The organism is Xanthomonas sp. BRIP62415 (genome assembly GCF_003993515.1).
Taxonomy (GTDB): domain Bacteria; phylum Pseudomonadota; class Gammaproteobacteria; order Xanthomonadales; family Xanthomonadaceae; genus Xanthomonas; species Xanthomonas euroxanthea.
Genome location: NZ_QEZH01000023.1, coordinates 669,624 through 688,526 on the forward strand (window position 1 = coordinate 669,624; position 18,903 = coordinate 688,526).

Genomic DNA, 18,903 nt, shown 5'->3' on the forward strand with positions numbered 1-18,903 from the left:
AGCGAGCTTGCCACGCCGCGCATCCGTTTTCACCCCGAGGCCGAACCGGCACCTGCACGGGGTCGATCTGGTTTACCGCTGCTGCATGCGCGCCAAGCAGCAACGGTGCGACGGGGCAAGCGACGAGAGCAGCACGTCCTCCATGCTCGGCCCTCCCCATCGCCGCCTGCGCGGCCGCGCGGACTCCCTGACGGGACCGCACCGTTCCCGCTCCACGGCAGGTGGCCTCGGAATGACCTCGGAGCGGCCGACGAAACCGCTGCGCCGCCGCCAGGGGGCCGCGGCGGTGCTCGGAACCCGCGTGTGCCACGCGTATGCTCCGGCGCTGGGCGCGCCGGCCCCAATCAGCTGCCGCGCGCTTGCCACGTTTCGTTAGCCGCCGTGAGTCGCCAGCCGGGCGGCGCGCGCATCGGCGGCATCTGCCAGCACACCTGCCAGTGCCTGTGCCAGCAACTCGCCGGTGACCGGCTTGCGCAGGAAGCCATTGCAGCCGGCGGCCATCGCCTGCGGTTCTGCGTCGGCATCGGCACGTGCGGTGACCGCGACGATCGGAAAGCGCACGCCGCGCGCGCGCAACTGCGCCACCAGCGCCGCACCGTCGATGCCCGGAAGGTCCAGATCGCACAGCCCCGCGTCGAAGCGGCGCGTACTCACCTCGGCCAACGCCGCCAGACCATGCAGGACATGGGTGACCTGATGGCCACGCGTCTGCAACAGGCCAACGATCACCTGCGCCACGGTCGGGTCGTCTTCGACCAGCAGCAACTGCAATGGCGCCTGGGCCTGCGGCGAGGTTGCGCGGGCAGACGCAGGCACCGCGGGCAGCGCACTCACCCAGCGCAGCGGCAGCTCGACCACAAAACACGCGCCCTGCCCCAGTTCACTGCTGACCGTCACCGCACCGCCCATCGCCGCTGCCAGTTCGCGGCAGATCGCCAGGCCCAGGCCGCTGCCGCCATGCCGGGCCAGCGTCACGGCGCCTTCGGCCTGCTCGAAGCGCTGGAACAGGCGCCCGCGCTGTTCTGCACTCATGCCCGGGCCGGTGTCGCACACTTCGATCCGGATGCCTTGCCCGTGGCTTTGCGGCACCACCCCCACACGCAGGCTGACGCTGCCACGCTCGGTGAACTTGACCGCGTTGAACAACAGGTTGAGCAGGATCTGTTGCACCCGGCTGGCATCGCCATGCAATGCCGGCGGCAGCGCGTCATCCAGCTCGCAGGCGAAGGCCAGCCGCTTCTGCTCGGCGCTCGGGCGCACCAGCTCGGCCACCTGCCCGATCAGCTGACGCAGATCGAAGTCGCGGTAATCCAGCGGCAGCTTGCCGGCCTCGATCCGCGCCAGATCCAGCGCATCGTTGACCAGCCGCAGCAGATGCTTGCCTGCCGACTGGATCGCGCTGGCATAGCCCTGCTGACGTCCGTCCAATGGCGTCTGCAGCAGCAACTCGCTCATGCCCAGCACACCGGTCATCGGCGTGCGCACCTCATGCCCGAGGGTCGCCAGAAAGCGCGTCTTGGCCAACGAGGCCTGTTCGGCCAGCTCGCGTTTGTGCTGGGCCAGCTGCCATTGCGCGCGCATGCGCACACGGCGGCGATAGGCAGCCGCAAGCAATGCGCCCAGCAGCAGCACGAGCAGGAAAATGAGCGCGATGCCTGCGTCACTGCGCCACCATGGTGGATTGACCGAGAACCGCAGAGAGCGCATCTGTGAGCGATTGCCCAGCGGGTCCACCCCCTGCAGCGTGAGCTCGTAGTTACCGGCAGGCAAGCTGGCGAATTCTCGGATTCCCGCGTTGCCCGAGGTCTGCCATTCGGTGTCGAAGCCTTTCAAGAAACTGCGGTAACGATTGGACAACGGGTCGCTGTACGACAGCAGACGGCTGACGATCTGCAACTGCCGATCTCCAGGTCCCAGCTGAAACGGGCGATCCATTGGCAACGCGATGCGGGCGCCATTGCGTAGCACGCTGACATGTTCCAGCTGCAGTGCTGGAACAAACGGTGCGATATCGGGCATTGCGGTATCCAGCAGCACGGTAGAGCCATCGCTGGTCGCGCCGATCAGCGTATCGCCCGCCATCAGCAGACAATGCTGAATGAACTCCTGGCTGGTCAATCCATCGCGTGTACCGATGTTGCGTAGGCGTGCAGGCGTCACCGAAGGGTCGATCCGCCATAGCCCGCGCAAGCTGGAAATCCAGACCCTGCCTCGCGGGTCGATCCGCATTGCGGACGCGTCGAACCCGGTCAGGCCGTCGGCCTGGCCCACCTGACGCACGCGCACCCAGCGTGTTGCGGTTTTCTTCCATTGTTCTGCACCGACGGCCCGATACACCCACACCATCTCCGGCGATTGGCTGGCAAACGCCTGGATCTGCGTCCCTTCCAGCCCTGCAACCGGCACGAACTGGTGTGACGCTTCGTCCCAGGCAAACATGCCGCCTTCGCCTGCAACCCAGACACGTCCGTCCGGGCCTTGCTCCAGCTGCTGTACGGCGATATCGCGCAAGCCGTGCAAGTCCTGCTGCGTGATGCGCTGCAAGACACGCCCGCTACGCAAATCACGCTGCTGCAGCATGTCGATGAAGGCCATCCACACCGTATCGCCATCCTCGATGATCCAGTCAGGCGCCGATAGCGCCGACGCCGGTTCAGGGCCATCGGACGGCCAGTGGATGAATTCACCGGTACGCAGGTCCATGCGGGAAAGGCCAAAGCTCAGATTGCCCAGCCAGACACGTTGCAGGCGATCCTCCAGCGCCGACACCAACTCCATGTCCTTGAGTTGCGACGACTGCAAGCCTGTCTGAAACGTGTCGCCAGTGCTTGGATCGACGCGCAACAAGCGACCTTCCGCATCGACCTGCCACAAGCCACCAGAACGTGTGGCCGGGGCCAGGTTGCAATAAATGGCATCACCCGTCGGCACCGCCGGTTTGAGCACGGCTGTGCGCTTCCAGTCTGCCGGCAAATACCCAAGGCCGGTGCCATGCATCGGAACCCATAGCCCGCCATCAGCGGCTCCAAGCAGGCCAATGACATTACGGCGTGACAATGCCCCCTCTCCGCTGAAGGCAGGGACCGGTGGACGCTCGCCGCGGGTCCGCCACAGACCGCGTCCACTTCCCAACCAGAATTCGCCGTCCGGGGCAGCCACTGCACCCCAGAACTCGTTGCCGGTGCCGAACATCGTCCCCCAGGGCAGCGGCGGCCACTGATCGTCCGGACCCATGACGTGCAACCCCGACTCGCTCCCCAGCCACAGACGGTCCCCCGCCCATTGCAGACCGAAGATGGCAGACTGACGGTTCGGTTCGTCCGGGACATAGACGCGGTGCAGACGTTTTCCGTCGTAGTACGCCAATCCACTGCTGGTTCCGATCCACAGCCGCTGCCGGTTGTCCGCCGCAAGATTCATGACCATGGCCTGGTCAAGGTCGCCATCGACCGCACCCAGATCCACCGACGACATCGCCCCAGAGGTATCGATGCGAATCAGCGCGCCGGTCGTGGTTCCGGCCCAGATATCGCCGTCGAACGCGGTGATGCTGTAGATCTCGCCGTCCTTCATCAACGGATAGTCGACCGTGCGGTAGTGCCGGAAATGGCCTCGCCCGGCATCCATGACGCTCAGCGTCTTGCCGCAGCCGATCCATATCCTGTCAAGCGCGTCGATGTGCAGCGCCTGGATCGCGTTGCAGGGCAACGATGCCGGGTCGGAAGGATCATGTCGCCAGGTCCTGAATCCTGCGCCGTCGTACCGCACCAGACCATCCAGGGTGCCAAGCCACAGATAACCGGCGCGATCCTGGTGGATCGCAACCACCATGGTCGATGGGAGTCCGTCGCTGGGACCCACGATCCGGAAACGCGGAATCTCGGGAATCTTCGCCACACAGGGCATTGCACCCAGCAGCAAGACCAGCAAAACAACAAGCGCACGCATGTGGGCATCCTTTCCACGTCCAGCCCGCATGCTCGCAACGGATCGTTGCGAGCGCAAGCCAAGCGCGCTGCAGCGGGATATGTCTAGAATCCGCCCATGACAACCCTCGCCCGCCTGTTGCTGCTTCCCGCCCTGGCCGTGACCAGCCTTGCCGCAACCGCCGCGCCGGTACGTTACGCGCTGGATCCGGTGCACACGCGGGTGCTGTTCGCGGTCGAACACGCCGGCTTTTCCAGGGCACTGGGCACCGTTTCCGGAAGCAGCGGCACGCTGGTGTTCGACCCGGACGACTGGGCTGCGGCGCGCCTGGACGTCACCGTGCCCCTGCACCGCGCCGACCTGGGCGATGCCAAGTGGAACGAGGCCACGCTGGCACGCAACCTACTCGACGCCGAGCGGTTTCCCGACGCGCATTTCGTCTCCACGCAGGTGGAAGCCAGCGGGCAGAACCACGCCAGGGTCACCGGCAATCTGACCCTGCACGGGGTCACCCGCCCGGTCACCCTGGATGTCACCCTCAATGCGCTCAAGCGCCATCCGCTGCCGCCGTTCCGGCGCACCGCCGGGTTCTCGGCCACGGCCACGCTGAGCCGTGCGGAGTTCGGCATCGACGCGTGGAAATCGATGATCGGCGATACGGTGGAACTGCGCATCGAAGCCGAAGCCGTGCGCGAAGGCCGCGCCGACGACGACGCGCCGCAGCCGCAGCCACAAAACGCACCCGCCGCCCCTGACGCTGCGCCCAGCCCGGAATCCTGAGCATGACCCTGAAGAACGTCGAACGCTGGGGCGGTGTCAGCCAGACCCTGCACTGGCTGATCGCACTGCTGATCCTGGTGCTGGGCATCGTCGGCCTGACCATGGGCGAATTGCCCAAGACGCCGAAATACTTCTGGGTCTACACCGCGCACAAATCGGTGGGCCTGACCGTGCTGGCACTGGTGGTCGTCCGGCTGGGCTGGCGCGTCTACGCGGGCGCGCCGCCGCCGGTGGCCGGCACCCCGCGCTGGCAGGAACGCATCGCCGGGCTGACGCACTGGCTGCTGTACGCGATGATCTTCGCAATGCCGCTGTCGGGCTGGTTGTACGACTCCACCAGCGGCCTGCGCCCGTTCCGCTGGTTCGGCCTGTTTGCCGTCCCCAAGCTCAGCCCGCCGGACGAACAATTGCGCGCGATTGCGCACTTCATCCACGAGTGGGGCTTCTGGTTGTTGATTGCCGTGGTGCTGGCGCATGCCGGCGCAGCGCTCTACCACCACCTGTTCCAGCGTGACGCCACCCTGGTGCGGATGCTGCCGCGCGGTTGGCTCTCTTCCAAACCTTAAAGGATTCCCCAATGTCGTCCAGGTTGTTCGCCTCTCCCCTGCTGGTCGCCGCCTCCCTGGTGGCCACGTTCGCCGCCGCCCCGGTCCTCGCTGCCGACTACGTGCAGGCGCCCGGCTCGTCGCTGGTGTTTGCCAGCAAGTACGACGGCGAAGTCTTCACCGGCAAGTTCCCCGGTTTCGACACCACGCTGCATTTCGACCCGGCCAACCTGGCCGGCGCCAAGCTCGATGTGCGCATCCCGCTGGCCAGCGCCGTCAGCGGCAACAACGACCGTGATTCGACCCTGCAGGGCCCGGATTTCTTCAACGTCGCCAAGTTCGCCACCGCACGCTACCGCGCCGACAAATTCCGCGCACTGGGCGGCAACCAGTACGCTGCCGACGGCACTCTGGAGCTGCGCGGCGTCAGCAAGCCGGTCACGCTGACCTTCACCTGGACCCCGGGCGCGCAGCCGGTGCTGGCCGGCAAGGCGACGGTCAAGCGCCTGGACTTCGGCGTCGGCGGCGGCGACTGGGCCGACACCAAGACCATCCCCAATGAAACCGCGATCAGCACCAAGGTCGTGTTCAAGGCGAAGTAACGCCACCGGCCGCAACCGGACGCGGCCATTGAACGGCGGACTACCTCGTCGGGTCCGCCGTTTTTTTATGCCTGGGGCCGGATGACACCGCGCGACAGCCAGACTCGGCATCCCCCCGGGTGTGGCTGACAACTCGAACTGGAAGCCGACAAAATGAGTTTGTTGGCCCCATCTTGTTGGGTGCAATCAAAAGCCGAGGTCAAACGCTGAAGCCGGCCAGTTCAGCCGCGGCCGCCTGGTCGCGGAACAGCATCGACAGCTCGAAGTTCAGGCGAAATCGGTCGAGGGCGCGGCGCCCTCACCGCTCGCGGGACACGCCGTGAACCCGTCCCTGGGCCTCGGTGGCGGCATCCGTGCCGCCACACGGTCCCGCAACCGGCGAAGACACCGCACCAGAAACTTTGCCGATGGCTCTGTTGAAAACCATGCGCACCGACGTTCTTGACAGGTCCTGTCCGCCCGCCGGCGCGGGACCTTACGCGGCATGGATGCCGCGTAAGAGCCTACAAGGACGTACTTGCGGCGTGTCCCGCGATGGTGGGCGGGCAGAGCCCCGGCAGCCAAGCAGCAGATCGGCCCACTTGCAGCGAAGGCCCAGATCATCCGCTCCACACCAGACCGGCGCGACGTCGTTTTCAGCCGCTCAGAATCCACATCTGGCGCGTGCCGAGTGCGCGCACGCCGCATCATCGCGTGCCGGCATCCAACCACTCGCGCAACCGCCGGCTGTCGAATGGCCAGTCCAGCTCGCGCCCATCCGCATCGCACAGCACCGGCACACGCTCCCCATAAGCGGCCTCAAGCGCCGCATCGCCGTCGATGAAGACGCTGCTGAACTCGCCAGCGCGTGCCTGCGCCAGCACTTCCACGGCCTGGTCGCACAGGTGGCAGTCGTCGCGCTGGTACAGGATCAAGGCCATCGGGAGGTCTCATGCTGCGCTGCAGCCGTGCCGCAATCGCCTACCGACTAGAATAGCCGCCTTTACGCTCACCTCTCCGGCAAGCATGGCTGTCAGCACGTTCGACCTGTTCAAGATCGGCATCGGTCCGAGTTCCTCCCACACCGTGGGGCCGATGCGCGCGGCCGAGCGCTTCGTGCATCGCTGGCTGCTCGACGCCGGCCGCCTGCCCGATACGGTGCGCATCCGCGCCGAAGTCTTCGGCTCGCTGGCCCTGACCGGCCGCGGCCATGGCACCGACAAGGCAGTGCTGCTTGGCCTGGAGGGCCACCGCCCCAACCTGATCGATCCGGACATCATCCCGACCACGCTGGAGCGCATCCGCGCGAGCAAGCGCATCAACCTGATGGGCCAGCACGTCATCGCCTTCGACGAAAAGCGCGACCTGCCGATGAACAAGCGGCAGAAGCTGCCGTACCACACCAACGGCATGCGCTTTACCGCCTACGACGCCGATGAGGCGGTGATCGCCACGCGCGATTACTACTCGGTCGGTGGCGGTTTTGTGGTCAACCAGGACGATGCCGCCGACGACCGCATCGTGGCCGACGAAACGCCGCTGCCCTACCCCTTCCTCAGTGGCGACGAACTGCTCGCGCAATGCGCGCGCAGTGGCCTGAGCATCGCCGCGCTGATGTTCGAAAACGAAAAGAGCTGGCGCAGCGAGGACGAGATTCGCGCCGGCCTGCGCGAGCTGTGGGCGGCAATGCAGTCCTGCGTGGAGCGCGGCATCCGCCAGGAAGGCACACTGCCCGGCGGCCTGAACGTCTCGCGGCGCGCGCCGGCCCTGTATCGCGAGCTCTCCTCCAAACCGGAAGCGGCGATGCGCGATCCGCTGACCACGCTGGACTGGGTCAACCTGTACGCCCTGGCCGTCAACGAAGAAAACGCGGCTGGTGGCCGTGTGGTCACCGCGCCCACCAACGGCGCGGCCGGCATCATCCCGGCGGTGCTGCATTACTTCGACCGTTTCTGCCCCGGCGCGTCCGAGCAGCGCATCTTCGACTTCCTGCTCACCGCTGCGGCCATCGGCATTCTCTACAAAGAGAACGCCTCCATTTCCGGCGCCGAGGTCGGCTGCCAGGGCGAAGTTGGCGTGGCCTGCTCGATGGCGGCCGGTGGCCTGGTCGCCGCGCTGGGCGGTAATCCCGGGCAGATCGAGAATGCCGCGGAGATTGGCATGGAACACAACCTGGGCCTGACCTGCGACCCGATCGGCGGCCTGGTGCAGATCCCGTGCATCGAACGCAACGCAATGGGCGCGGTCAAGGCGATCAACGCCAGCCGCATGGCCATGCGCGGCGACGGCAAGCACAAGGTGTCGCTGGACAAGGTCATCAAGACCATGCGCGACACCGGCCGCGACATGCAGGACAAGTACAAGGAAACCAGCCGCGGCGGGCTGGCGGTGAACGTCATCGAATGCTGAGCCGGGCGCGGCCCTGGGCCGCGCCATGCCTGTCCACCCGGCGCAGCGACGCTGTACGTCCCCACGACATTTCCCCGTGTACCGTCTGACGCTGGATTCCGACGGAGATCGCGATGCGACAGCTTGCCTGCACTCTCGCCCTTGCCCTTGCCTGCGGCCCCCTGATGGCGCAGGAAACCCGCTATGGCCCACGCCTGGAGGGCTTCGACTACCCCTACCCGGTCAAGACCTTCGCGTTCACCTCGCAACAGCAGCCGCTGGAAATGGCATACCTGGATGCCGCGCCCACCGGCAAGCCCAACGGGCGTACCGCCGTACTGCTGCACGGCAAGAACTTCTGCGCCGCCACCTGGGAGCAGAGCATTGCCGCACTGAGCAAGGCCGGCTACCGCGTCATCGCGCCGGACCAGGTCGGCTTCTGCAAATCCAGCAAGCCGGCCGCCTATCAGTTTTCCTTCGCGCAGCTGGCCGACAACACGCAGGCACTGCTGAAGAAGCTGGGCATCGAACGTGCCGTGGTGGTCGGTCATTCAATGGGCGGCATGCTCGCCATCCGCTATGCACTGATGTATCCGCAGGCCACCGAGCACCTGGCATTGGTCGACCCGATCGGCCTGGAAGACTGGAAGGCCGAAGGCATTCCGTGGCGCAGCGTCGATGCGTGGTACGACAACGAACTGAAGATCAGTTTCGAACGCATCAAGAAGTATCAGATGGAGGTCTATTACGCCGGCCAATGGAAGCCCGAGTTCGAACGCTGGGCGCGCATGCAGGCCGGCATGTCACTGGGCAACGGCAGGCAGGCGGTCGCCTGGAACCAGGCGCTGACCTACGACATGGTGTTCAACCAACCGGTGGTCTACGAACTGCCCAGGCTGGCCGTGCCCACCACCTTGTTCATCGGCCTCAAGGACCGCACCGCGATCGGCAAGGACACCGCGCCGCCCGAGGTCAAGGCACGGGTTGGCGATTACACCAAGCTGGGCAAGCGCGCAGCGGAAGCGATCCCGAACGCGACGCTGGTTGAGTTCGCCGACCTCGGCCACTCGCCGCAGGTGCAGGACCCGACACGTTTCAATGCCGCGTTGTTGAAGGCGATCGCGCAGTAAGCAGTGCCGACGGCAAAGCGATCGGCATGACCAACGCATCTGTGAAGCTGCAGCCCGCGAACGGGCGAGCTGCAGCTGCGATGCGTTTGCAACGTACAGAACGGACAGCGGACCAGCCGTGCAGCCGATGATGCCACCGACTGCATGCGCACCGGCAGCTGCCCTCAGGCGGAGGCAGCGCCTGTCCGCGTTCTTCCCCTATTAGCCGGCCACAATCCGCAACACGTCATCCAGCAACGCGGCCGCAGTCACCTCCGCGCCCGCGCCCGGCCCCTGGATCAGCAGGGGCTGCTGGCGATAGCGATCACTGCTGATGGCGACACGGTTATCGGTACCGGCGCCACCGGCGAGCGGGTGATCCAGCGCCAGCTCGCGCAAGCCGACGCTGGCGCCATGCGCATCCACGCGGCCCACAAAGCGCAGGCAGCGTCCTGCAGCGCGCGCCTGCTGCCAGCGCGCGCCGACGACCTCATCCAGCGCACCCAGCTGCGCATCCAATGCGTCAAGCGGCAGCCGCGCAATGCGCGCGGGCACCAGCGATTCCACATGCACCTGGTCGGCTTCCAGCTGCCAGCCCGCCGCGCGTGCCAGGATCAGCAACTTGCGCCGCACGTCCTCACCCGACAGGTCGATGCGCGGATCCGGCTCGGTATAGCCGGCCGCCATCGCCTCACGCACGCAATCGGAAAACGCACCATTGCCGTCGTAGCGATGGAACAGCCAGGCCAGCGACCCGGACAACACGCCTTCGATCGAATGGATATGGTCGCCGCCCGCCACCAGCGCGCGCACGCTGCTCAACACCGGCAGCCCCGCCCCGACGGTGGCGCTGTCGCCGTAGTGCGCACCACTGGCGTGACGTGCCGCGTGCAAGGCCTGCGCGCGCGACAACGCGGTGCCCTGGCCCAGCTTGTTGGCAGTGACCACGTGCACGCCACGCAGCAGCCATTCCACGTGCCAATCGGCAACGACGTCGCTGGCGGTCGCGTCCACCAGCAGATCGCCGGCACGCAAGGCGGTGGTCTCTGCCCAGGGTTGCAGCACGGCCTGGCCACGCGGGGCGGCGTTGGCCTGTTGCAAGGCCTGCGCGGCGCTGGTGCCGCAATCGTGGGCAATCCGCGAATTGGCCAGCCAGTCGAAGCGCGGCAACTGCAGCTGGCGCTCCTGCAGCGCGGTATAGCGCGCCACGAACGCGCGCCCCACCGTCCCGGTGCCCAGCAGGGCCAGCCGTGGTGTCGGCGTCACCGCTGCCGCCGAAGCGCGGCGCGAAACAGGCAGCACGGTGCTCACGCGTCGACCTGTTTGCGGCTTGCGGTGGTCAGCGTTGCTTCGGCACGCGCCAGGCCGGCGCGCAGGTCGATCAACAGATCCTCGGCCGATTCGATCCCGATCGACAGCCGCAGCAGGCCATCGGAAATGCCGGCGGCAGCGCGTGCTTCGGCGGTCATCGCCGCATGCGTCATCGAGGCCGGATGCGCGATCAGGCTTTCCACACCGCCCAGCGACTCGGCCAGGGTGAAGTAACGCAGGCCATCGACGAACGCGCGCACCGCAGCTTCGCCACCATCGAGCTCGAAACTCATCATCGCGCCGAAGCCCTTCTGCTGGCGCGCGGCCAGCGCATGACCCGGATGCGCAGCCAGGCCGGGGAAATACACCTGATTGACCACCGCATGGCCGTCCAGCAGCTCGGCGATCGCGTCGGCGTTTTCCTGGTGCACGCGCAGGCGCGCATCCAGCGTGCGCAGGCCGCGCAAGGTGAGGAAGGCATCGAACGGCGACCCGGTCAGGCCCAGCGCATTGGCCCACCACACCAGTTGCTGGTGCAGCTCGGCATTGCGCGCGACCACCGCACCGCCCACCACATCGCTGTGCCCGTTGATGTACTTGGTGGTGGAATGCAGCACCAGGTCCGCGCCGAACTCCAGTGGCTTCTGCAGCGCCGGCGACAGGAAGGTGTTGTCCACCACGGTCAGCGCGCCCACCTTCTTTGCCGCCTCGATGACGAAGCGCAGATCGGTGATGCGCAACAACGGGTTGGACGGGGTTTCAATCAGCACCAGCCTGGGCGACTGCGCCAGCGCGTCGGCCAGCGAACGCGGGTCGGTCAGATCGGCGGTGACCAACGCAAAGTGGCCCTTCTTGGCCAGCGCATTGAACAGCCGCCAGCTGCCGCCGTAGGCATCGTGCGGCACCACCAGGGTGTCGCCCGGCTGCAGCAACGCATTGAGCACCAGGTTGATCGCGCCCATGCCGGTGGAGGTGATCACCCCGCCGGCGCCACCTTCCAGCTCGGCCAGCGCTTCGCCGAGCAGATCGCGGGTCGGGTTGCCGCTGCGGGTGTAGTCGTACTGGCGCTTGTTGCCGAAGCCATCGAAGGAGAAGTTCGACGACAGCACGATCGGCGGCGTCACCGCGCCATAGGCAGTGTCGCGGTCAATGCCGGCGCGGACGGCAGCGGTGGCAGCGGTACAGGGGGCGTCGGCGGGGTCACGAAAGCTCATGCGGTTTCTCCGGTGAGGCGAAGGGCAGTGGCGAGGATCGCGTCGATGCGATCGATTTCTTTCAGGAAGGCGTCGTGGCCGTACGGCGAGCGCAATACGCGCAGGCTGCCGCGCGGCCCCAGGCCTTCGACCAGGCTGACCAGGTCGGCCAGCGGCACCAGGCGGTCGCCCTCCACCGCAACGACGACGGTGGGCACGCGTACCTGCGCCGGGTCGATGCGGTGCAGGTCGATGGATTCGGACAGCCGCAGGTAGGCGGTCACCGGTGTACGCGCGACGTACTGCGCGCCGGCGGCATCCAGGTAGTCTTCGGCGGCCACGCGCACGCGGCCATTGATCACTTCCGGCGGCGCGTCGAAGCGCTCGCTGAATTCTTCCGGGGTGCGGTAGCTGAGCATGGCGAACTGCCGTGCCAGTGCCAGCCCATGATTTTCGGCGCATTGCAGCTGGCCCAGCGCCACCGCACGGCGTTGCAGTGCGCGCCAGGCGGCGGCATACGGATGCGCGCGATGCGCACCACTGACCGCAACCAGGGTGCCGACGCGGGCGGCATGGCGGCTGGCGAACTGCAGGCCGACCAGCGCGCCATACGAGTAGCCGACGAAGCCGTGCAACCGCGCGATACCCAGCGCATCCAGCAACGCGGCGATCGCATCGGCCTGGTCGGCAGTATCGATCGGCGCATCCAGCGTGCCGTCGGCGCCGAGAAAATCGAACGACAACAGGCGGCGCGAGGCCGGATCCAGCGCGCGGCCGGCACCAACCAGGCCATCCACCCAGCCCTTCTCGGGGAACAGGCCGCTGGCGGCCAGATGGCGATGCGCAGAAATCCCGCCGGCCACGAACACCACCGGTGCATTGGCGGCGCCGACCAGTTCATAGCGCAGCCGCAGCTCGCGCATGCCGGCATGGCGCATCGGCAGGGCAATGACCAGTTCGCCGCGCACGGCAAGCACGCCGTCATCGGTGGCGGCAGATGTATCGGTGTCATCGGGTGTGGACGGCGATGCTGTATTCACGAGGCTCATGGCGATATCCGGGGTGGATCGGCCATCGAGCTTCGCGGGAGCTCGCGTTCGACGTGCGCAAGGCACGATTCGAACCATCTTTCGGCGGACGCGGTGGTCCCCGCAGGATTTGGCACCAAACGCGGGCGCTTGCGCGCTCCGCTGGCTGCCCCGGCATCAAAGGGCCTGTCCCTCCGCCGGTCTCGATGGTGGAGCCAAGATGCCACCGCTTTTTTGCGATGTCAATCTCTTCATGCGGATGGAAAGATATATTTTCATCCGATACCACTCCGGCCTGTGATGGACTGCATACTTGAGGCCCCTTGAGTTGAGCCGACCACGTGCCCCACCACGTGTCTCGCAGCACCCCGACCGCCCTCGCCCGGTCTTTCATCATTGCGGCCCTGGCGTGTATCGCGCCGGCCAACGCGCAGCAGCGCTGGCATTGGCCCGGTGCCGCGAACACGCCTGCGAGCTCGCCAGCGGTCGCAGCTGCGCAGACTGCGGCTGCATCGGCCGACATCGGCCCGTCACTGCAACTGGAGTGGCAGGCTCCGGCTTACCTGGCCTGGGTCAGCAACCCGCTGGCCGGACCCGCACAGGTGCAGCTGAGCGCACCGCCCAGCGAGGACTATCGCGCCGTGCCGGCATTGCCGCTGACGGTGCAACTGGCGGCACACGAGCGCCGGCTGCTCGCCCGGCTGTATCCGGCCAGCAACCAGCGCAGCCTGGCCGGCCTGGGACTCACACTCGATATGGTGCCCGGCGATCCGCAGGCCCGCCCGCAGCAGCAGGTGCGCTACCGGCTCCCGTTCCGCGATGCACCGATACGCGTGGACCAGGGCTTCGGCGGGGCCTTCAGCCATGCCGATGCGCCCAACTGGTACGCGGTGGACTTCGCGCTGCCGCAGGGCACGCCGGTGCTGGCAGCGCGCGAGGGCGTGGTGATGGAAGTGCGGCAGGATGTCATCGAAGGCGGCCCGCAGGACCAGGCCGCCAGCGGCGGCAACCTGGTGCGGGTGCTACATGCCGACGGCAGCATGACCATCTATGCCCATCTGGCGCCCGATGGCGTGGCGGTGCGCCCGGGCCAGGCAGTGCGCACCGGCGAGCGCCTGGGCGCCTCTGGCAATACCGGCTACAGCACCGCCCCGCACCTGCATTTCGCGCTCCAGCGCAATGCGGACCTGCGCCTGATCGCGTTGCCGTTCCGGATGCTGGGCCCCCAGGGCGAGTTGCAGTTCCCCTCGCCGGCACCGTGAGTGACGGCCGCCCGGCAAGCGCCGGGCTACCGGCCGGGAAGGCCAGGCCAGGGCCACAGAGGCCCGCCGCGGCGAAGCCGCTATAATCACCGGCTTCCTCAGTTTCCGCAGGCGTCCGACCGGGCGCGCTCAGCCCATGTCCGACGTCTCCAACGAAGCCGCGCGCCGCCGCACATTCGCCATCATTTCCCACCCCGATGCGGGCAAGACCACGCTGACCGAAAAGCTGCTGCTGTTCGGGGGTGCGATCCAGATGGCCGGCTCGGTCAAGGGCCGCAAGGCCGCCCGTCACGCCACCTCGGACTGGATGGCGCTGGAAAAGGAGCGCGGCATCTCGGTCACCTCCTCGGTGATGCAGTTCCCGTACGAGGGCAAGATCGTCAATCTGCTCGACACACCCGGCCACGCCGACTTCGGCGAGGACACCTACCGGGTGCTGACCGCCGTGGACTCTGCGCTGATGGTCATCGACGTCGCCAAGGGCGTGGAAGAACGCACCATCAAGCTGATGGAAGTCTGCCGCCTGCGCGACACCCCCATCATGACCTTCATCAACAAGCTCGATCGCGAGGGCAAGAACCCGATCGACCTGCTGGATGAAGTCGAAACCGTGCTCGGCATCCAGTGCGCCCCGGTCACCTGGCCGATCGGCATGGGCCAGCGCCTGAAGGGCGTGGTGCACCTGATCACCGGCGAGGTGCACCTGTACGAACAGGGCCGCAACTTCACCCGCCAGGATTCGACCATCTTCCCGTCGCTGGATGCCCCGGGCCTGGCCGAAAAGATCGGCGCACAGATGCTGGCCGAACTGCGCGACGAACTGGAACTGGTGCAAGGCGCCAGCAATCCGTTCGACCTGCAGGCGTACCGCGCCGGCCAGCAGACGCCGGTGTTCTTCGGCTCGGGCGTCAACAACTTCGGCGTGCAACCGCTGCTGGATTTCTTCGTCGAGCACGCACCGCCACCGCAGGCGCGCGACACCACCGGCCGCCGGGTCGAGGCGACCGAGGCCAAGCTCAGCGGCTTCGTCTTCAAGATCCAGGCCAACATGGACCCGCAGCATCGCGACCGCGTGGCCTTCATGCGCGTGTGCTCGGGCAAGTTCACCGCCGGCATGAAGGCATTGCACGTGCGCAGCGGCAAGGACGTCAAGCTGGCCAATGCGCTGACCTTCATGGCCTCCGACCGCGAGATCGCCGCCGAAGCCTGGCCGGGCGATGTCATCGGCATCCACAACCACGGCACCATCTCCATCGGCGACACCTTCACCGAAGGCGAATCGCTGTCGTTCACCGGCATTCCCAACTTCGCACCGGAACTGTTCCGGCGTGCACGCCTGCGCGACCCGCTCAAGCTCAAGCAGTTGCAAAAGGGCCTGGCGCAGCTGTCCGAAGAAGGCGCCACGCAGTTCTTCCGCCCGTTGATGAGCAACGACCTGATCCTGGGCGCAGTGGGTGTGCTGCAGTTCGACGTGGTGGCCTACCGGCTCAAGGACGAATACGGCGTGGACGCGATCTTCGAACCGGTGAGCGTCACCACCGCGCGTTGGGTGCATTGCGACAACGCCAGGAAGCTGGAAGAGTTCCGCGAGAAAAATGCCGGCAATCTGGGCATCGACGCCGCCGGCCAGCTGGTCTATCTCGCCCCGACGCGGGTGAACCTGCAGCTGGCGCAGGAACGCGCGCCGGACGTACGTTTCTCTGCCACGCGCGAGCATGCGCATGCCAGGGCGATCGATTGACCGCGGCTTGAACCAAGGCGCGCAACCGCACCTGCCGGCGATGCGAATTGCTCGCAATTGCGGTACCTTTTTGGCATGAACGCAGACGCCTCCCCCTCGACCGACCTGCGCGACGAGATAGCCAGCGCCGTGACCCACGGCCTGGGTGCCATTGCTGCATTGGCTGGCGGCTCGGTGCTGATCACGCTGGCAGCCATCTATGGCGATGGCTGGCAACTGGCCACCTCCATCGTCTTCAGCGCCACCCTGGTACTGCTGTACGTCGCCTCCACGCTGTTTCATGCCATTCCGCATCCGGGCGCCAAGGCGCGCCTGCAGGTGCTCGATCACTGCGCGATCTATCTGTTGATCGCCGGGACCTATACCCCGTTCACGCTGATCAATCTGCGTGACTCCTGGGGCTGGGCACTGTTTGCCGCAATCTGGACGATTGCCGCCGCCGGGGTGATCTTCAAACTGTTCTTCACCGGTCGTTTCCGCCTGTTGTCGACGGTGCTGTATCTGGCGATGGGCTGGCTGATCGTCGTGGCGATCCAGCCCTTACTGCGCTCTGTCGATACCTGGTCTCTGTGCTGGCTGCTGGCCGGCGGACTCTTCTATACGCTGGGCACGTATTTCTACCAGCGCGACACCCAGCGCTATTTCCATGCAATCTGGCACCTGTTCGTGCTGGCCGGCAGCGCTTGCCACTTCGTTGCGGTGATTGCGCAGGTCATGTGAGGCACGATCTGCGGCGCGTTCGCGCGCCGTGCACGAGCCATCGCCAACCATGGCCCGCGTGAACAACGTGACCGACACCTCAGCTGCATCTCCTTCCCCCACGCCACGTCGTCGACGCTGGCTGGCCGGGTTCGCCATCGTCGCCGCCATCGTGGTGGTCTTCGTGCTGCTGTTCCAGTGGAACTGGCTACGTGGCCCGGTCGAGCGCCTGGTCAGTGCCAAGACCGGTCGCGAATTCCACCTCGGCTATCTGGATGTAAAGCTGGGACGCACGACCACGGTGAGCGGCAATCGGCTTAGCCTGGCCAATGCAGCATGGTCAAAGCGCGGGCCGATGGCCGAGCTCAACTCGGCCGAGATCGATGTCGAGTTGTGGCCGCTGCTGCGCGGCAAGCTGCGTCTGCCGGAAATCCGTCTGGATCACCCGACCGTCCTGCTGGAAGCAGGCGACGACACCCATCCCGGCAACTGGGTCTTTGATCAGGACGATGGCGATGGGACGATGCCGCGCCTTGGCCGCCTGCTGGTGAACAACGGGCGCCTGCAATACATCGATGCAGCCAATCGCTCGGATGTGGACGTGGCAATCAACAGCCTCGCCCCGCCGAGCAGCGACCAGCGTGCGGCGCCCATCGGCATCGATGGCAAGGGCCGCTGGAAGGGCTATCCCTTCACGCTCAAAGGCAACACCGCCTCGCCGCTGGAGCTGAGTCAGAGCGAGCACCCGTTCCGTATCGATCTGCGCGGCAGCGCCGGCGCCACCCGCACGCACGTGCGCGGCACCTTGACCAACCCGTTCCAGTTTCAGGTCTTCGATCTGCAAATGGCACTCAGCGGTCAGGACATGCAGGATCTGTATCCGCTGACCGGCGTAGCCATGCCGTCGACGCCGCCGTATAAGCTCGATGGTCATCTGCGCCGCAACGGCCAGCTCTGGCGCTACGAAAAGTTCACCGGCACCGCCGGCGATAGCGATCTGTCAGGTACCGCGGAAGTGGACCTGCGCAACAAGCGTCCGTTCCTGCGGGCGGATCTGGCGTCCAAACGCCTGGATTTCGACGACCTGGCAGGCTTTGTCGGCGCACCGCCGAAGACCGGCGCGAACGAGTCGGCAAACGCCGAACAGAAAAAGCAGGCCGCACAACTCGCAGCCAGCGCCCGCGTGCTGCCCAGCACGCCTTATGACCTGTCCAAGCTGCGTGCGATGGATGCGCAGGTGCGCTGGCGCGCGCAGCGCATCAATGCGCCGTCGTGGCCGCTGGATGACATGGACGCCTCACTGACCTTGAAGGACGGTCTGCTGCAGCTGGATCCGCTCAACTTCGGCGTTGCGGGCGGCGACATCCGCTCCACCATCCGCATGGATGCGCGCAACGAGGTGATCACCACGCAGCTCAAGGCCGGCCTTCGCGGCATCCGGCTGGATCAGCTGTTCCCCGACACGACGCTTGCCAAGCAGGCCTCGGGTGCCATCGGCGGCGAGTTCGATCTGCGTGGCCGCGGCAACTCGATCGGCGCGATGCTCGGTACCGCCGACGGCACGATCGGCGTCGGCATGGGCCGTGGGCATGTCGGCAACCTGATCATGGAACTGGCCGGGCTGGATATCGCCGAGTCGCTGAAATATCTGGTTACCAAGGACCGTCAGATTCCGGTGCGCTGCATCTTCGGCGACTTCGGGGTGCAGGACGGCCTGATGCAATCGCGTGCGCTGGCCTTCGACAGCACCGACACCATCATCGTTGGCGAAGGCAGCATCAGCTTGAAGGACGAGACGCTGGACCTGCTGCTGCGCCCGCGCCCGAAAGACCGCAGCATCCTGAGTCTGCGCTCGCCGTTGCGGATCAGCGGCAGCTTCAAGGACCCGACCTTCCGTCCCGACTTCAAGGCGTTGGGCCTGCGTGGCGCACTTGCAGTCGGCCTGGGCATGATCGCCCCGCCCGCCGCCTTGCTCGCGACCTTCGAACCGGGTCCGGGCAAGGACAGCGACTGCGGTGGCAAGTTCGCGAAGTAAGCTCGCGGCAAGACCTTGGGCGACCAGCAAATCTGCCAAACGCTGCAGCGATGGTGGCTACGTGTTGAGCGTATGCATTTTCTTTGACGGGTGCACTTCTCAACAGGCACACGCAGCGATGGCGAACAGCGTCATCGGTTCTTGCAGTCAGGATGCTCAGGCAAACCTCGGTGAGTCGTGCGCGGCACCTCACCGCTCGCAGGACGCGCCGTGAATTCGTCCCTGGAAGCTCGGTGGCGGCATCCCTTCCGCTACTCGGTCCTGCAATCGGCGAAGACACCGCACCAAAAAGTCGGTCGATGGC

Annotated in this window: 14 protein-coding genes and 1 riboswitch; of the genes, 9 read left to right on the plus strand and 5 right to left on the minus strand. The window is 66.4% G+C overall.

Annotated elements, in window-relative coordinates:
- Positions 1-372: 372 nt before the first annotated feature.
- A complete protein-coding gene (locus EO141_RS10705; RefSeq protein WP_127169159.1) occupies positions 373-3,948 on the minus strand; it encodes a hybrid sensor histidine kinase/response regulator in 3,576 nt (1,191 codons plus the stop codon).
- A gap of 96 nt (positions 3,949-4,044) precedes the next feature.
- On the opposite strand from EO141_RS10705, the gene EO141_RS10710 reads away from it, so the two are divergent.
- From EO141_RS10710 to EO141_RS10720, 3 genes are read left to right on the plus strand one after another with little or no spacing between them, the layout of a single operon-like run.
- Positions 4,045-4,707, plus strand: a complete 663-nt coding sequence (locus tag EO141_RS10710) for a YceI family protein (RefSeq protein WP_127169160.1) — start codon at positions 4,045-4,047, stop codon at positions 4,705-4,707.
- 2 nt (positions 4,708-4,709) lie between these two features.
- Positions 4,710-5,273: a cytochrome b gene (locus EO141_RS10715; RefSeq protein WP_126946414.1), complete on the plus strand. Its 564-nt coding sequence runs from the start codon at positions 4,710-4,712 to the stop codon at positions 5,271-5,273.
- Positions 5,274-5,284: 11 nt separating this feature from the next.
- Complete coding sequence (locus EO141_RS10720) at positions 5,285-5,854, plus strand: YceI family protein (RefSeq protein WP_119127754.1); 570 nt, start codon at positions 5,285-5,287, stop codon at positions 5,852-5,854.
- A gap of 686 nt (positions 5,855-6,540) precedes the next feature.
- Here EO141_RS10720 and EO141_RS10730 read toward each other — a convergent pair.
- Complete coding sequence (locus EO141_RS10730; protein ID WP_126945002.1) at positions 6,541-6,774, minus strand: glutaredoxin family protein; 234 nt, start codon at positions 6,772-6,774, stop codon at positions 6,541-6,543.
- An 85-nt stretch (positions 6,775-6,859) separates the two neighbouring features.
- Between EO141_RS10730 and EO141_RS10735 the strand changes: the two genes are divergently transcribed.
- Together EO141_RS10735 and EO141_RS10740 are read left to right on the plus strand one after the other, a co-directional pair.
- A complete protein-coding gene (locus EO141_RS10735; RefSeq protein ID WP_127169161.1) occupies positions 6,860-8,242 on the plus strand; it encodes an L-serine ammonia-lyase in 1,383 nt (460 codons plus the stop codon).
- A 113-nt stretch (positions 8,243-8,355) separates the two neighbouring features.
- A complete protein-coding gene (locus EO141_RS10740) occupies positions 8,356-9,351 on the plus strand; it encodes an alpha/beta hydrolase (RefSeq protein ID WP_127169162.1) in 996 nt (331 codons plus the stop codon).
- 201 nt (positions 9,352-9,552) lie between these two features.
- On the opposite strand, the gene EO141_RS10745 is transcribed toward EO141_RS10740, so the two are convergent.
- The 3 genes from EO141_RS10745 to EO141_RS10755 are packed head-to-tail and all read right to left on the minus strand — an operon-like array spanning position 9,553 to position 12,883.
- Complete coding sequence (locus tag EO141_RS10745; RefSeq protein ID WP_164739158.1) at positions 9,553-10,641, minus strand: homoserine dehydrogenase; 1,089 nt, start codon at positions 10,639-10,641, stop codon at positions 9,553-9,555.
- Positions 10,638-11,855 (minus strand): O-succinylhomoserine (thiol)-lyase, encoded by a 1,218-nt coding sequence (locus tag EO141_RS10750; RefSeq protein ID WP_127169163.1) that lies wholly within the window; start codon positions 11,853-11,855, stop codon positions 10,638-10,640. Before EO141_RS10750 ends, EO141_RS10745 begins: the two co-directional genes overlap by 4 nt.
- Positions 11,852-12,883 carry a homoserine O-succinyltransferase gene (locus tag EO141_RS10755; RefSeq protein ID WP_127169164.1) on the minus strand — a complete coding sequence of 344 codons (1,032 nt, stop codon included), beginning with the start codon at positions 12,881-12,883 and terminating at the stop codon, positions 11,852-11,854. Before EO141_RS10755 ends, EO141_RS10750 begins: the two co-directional genes overlap by 4 nt.
- A gap of 71 nt (positions 12,884-12,954) precedes the next feature.
- Positions 12,955-13,075, minus strand: a riboswitch (SAM riboswitch).
- 128 nt (positions 13,076-13,203) lie between these two features.
- On the opposite strand from EO141_RS10755, the gene EO141_RS10760 reads away from it, so the two are divergent.
- From EO141_RS10760 to EO141_RS10775, 4 genes are all read left to right on the plus strand, one after another.
- Positions 13,204-14,124, plus strand: a complete 921-nt coding sequence (locus EO141_RS10760) for a M23 family metallopeptidase (protein ID WP_127169165.1) — start codon at positions 13,204-13,206, stop codon at positions 14,122-14,124.
- Between the two features lie 136 nt (positions 14,125-14,260).
- Complete coding sequence (locus EO141_RS10765) at positions 14,261-15,865, plus strand: peptide chain release factor 3 (RefSeq protein WP_104583001.1); 1,605 nt, start codon at positions 14,261-14,263, stop codon at positions 15,863-15,865.
- A gap of 75 nt (positions 15,866-15,940) precedes the next feature.
- Positions 15,941-16,585: a hemolysin III family protein gene (locus EO141_RS10770; protein ID WP_104648195.1), complete on the plus strand. Its 645-nt coding sequence runs from the start codon at positions 15,941-15,943 to the stop codon at positions 16,583-16,585.
- 58 nt (positions 16,586-16,643) lie between these two features.
- A complete protein-coding gene (locus EO141_RS10775) occupies positions 16,644-18,599 on the plus strand; it encodes an AsmA family protein (RefSeq protein ID WP_127169166.1) in 1,956 nt (651 codons plus the stop codon).
- Positions 18,600-18,903 lie beyond the last annotated feature (304 nt).

Bases quoted from the DNA above. Each gene is read 5' to 3' on its own strand.
- EO141_RS10730 (WP_126945002.1), bottom strand. From the start codon at position 6,774: ATGGCCTTGATCCTGTACCAGCGCGACGACTGCCACCTGTGCGACCAG.
- EO141_RS10715 (WP_126946414.1), top strand. From the start codon at position 4,710: ATGACCCTGAAGAACGTCGAACGCTGGGGCGGTGTCAGCCAGACCCTG.
- EO141_RS10720 (WP_119127754.1), top strand. From the start codon at position 5,285: ATGTCGTCCAGGTTGTTCGCCTCTCCCCTGCTGGTCGCCGCCTCCCTG.
- EO141_RS10770 (WP_104648195.1), top strand. From the start codon at position 15,941: ATGAACGCAGACGCCTCCCCCTCGACCGACCTGCGCGACGAGATAGCC.
- EO141_RS10740 (WP_127169162.1), top strand. From the start codon at position 8,356: ATGCGACAGCTTGCCTGCACTCTCGCCCTTGCCCTTGCCTGCGGCCCC.
- EO141_RS10765 (WP_104583001.1), top strand. From the start codon at position 14,261: ATGTCCGACGTCTCCAACGAAGCCGCGCGCCGCCGCACATTCGCCATC.
- EO141_RS10705 (WP_127169159.1), bottom strand. From the start codon at position 3,948: ATGCGTGCGCTTGTTGTTTTGCTGGTCTTGCTGCTGGGTGCAATGCCC.
- EO141_RS10750 (WP_127169163.1), bottom strand. From the start codon at position 11,855: ATGAGCTTTCGTGACCCCGCCGACGCCCCCTGTACCGCTGCCACCGCT.
- EO141_RS10735 (WP_127169161.1), top strand. From the start codon at position 6,860: ATGGCTGTCAGCACGTTCGACCTGTTCAAGATCGGCATCGGTCCGAGT.
- EO141_RS10755 (WP_127169164.1), bottom strand. From the start codon at position 12,883: ATGAGCCTCGTGAATACAGCATCGCCGTCCACACCCGATGACACCGAT.
- EO141_RS10710 (WP_127169160.1), top strand. From the start codon at position 4,045: ATGACAACCCTCGCCCGCCTGTTGCTGCTTCCCGCCCTGGCCGTGACC.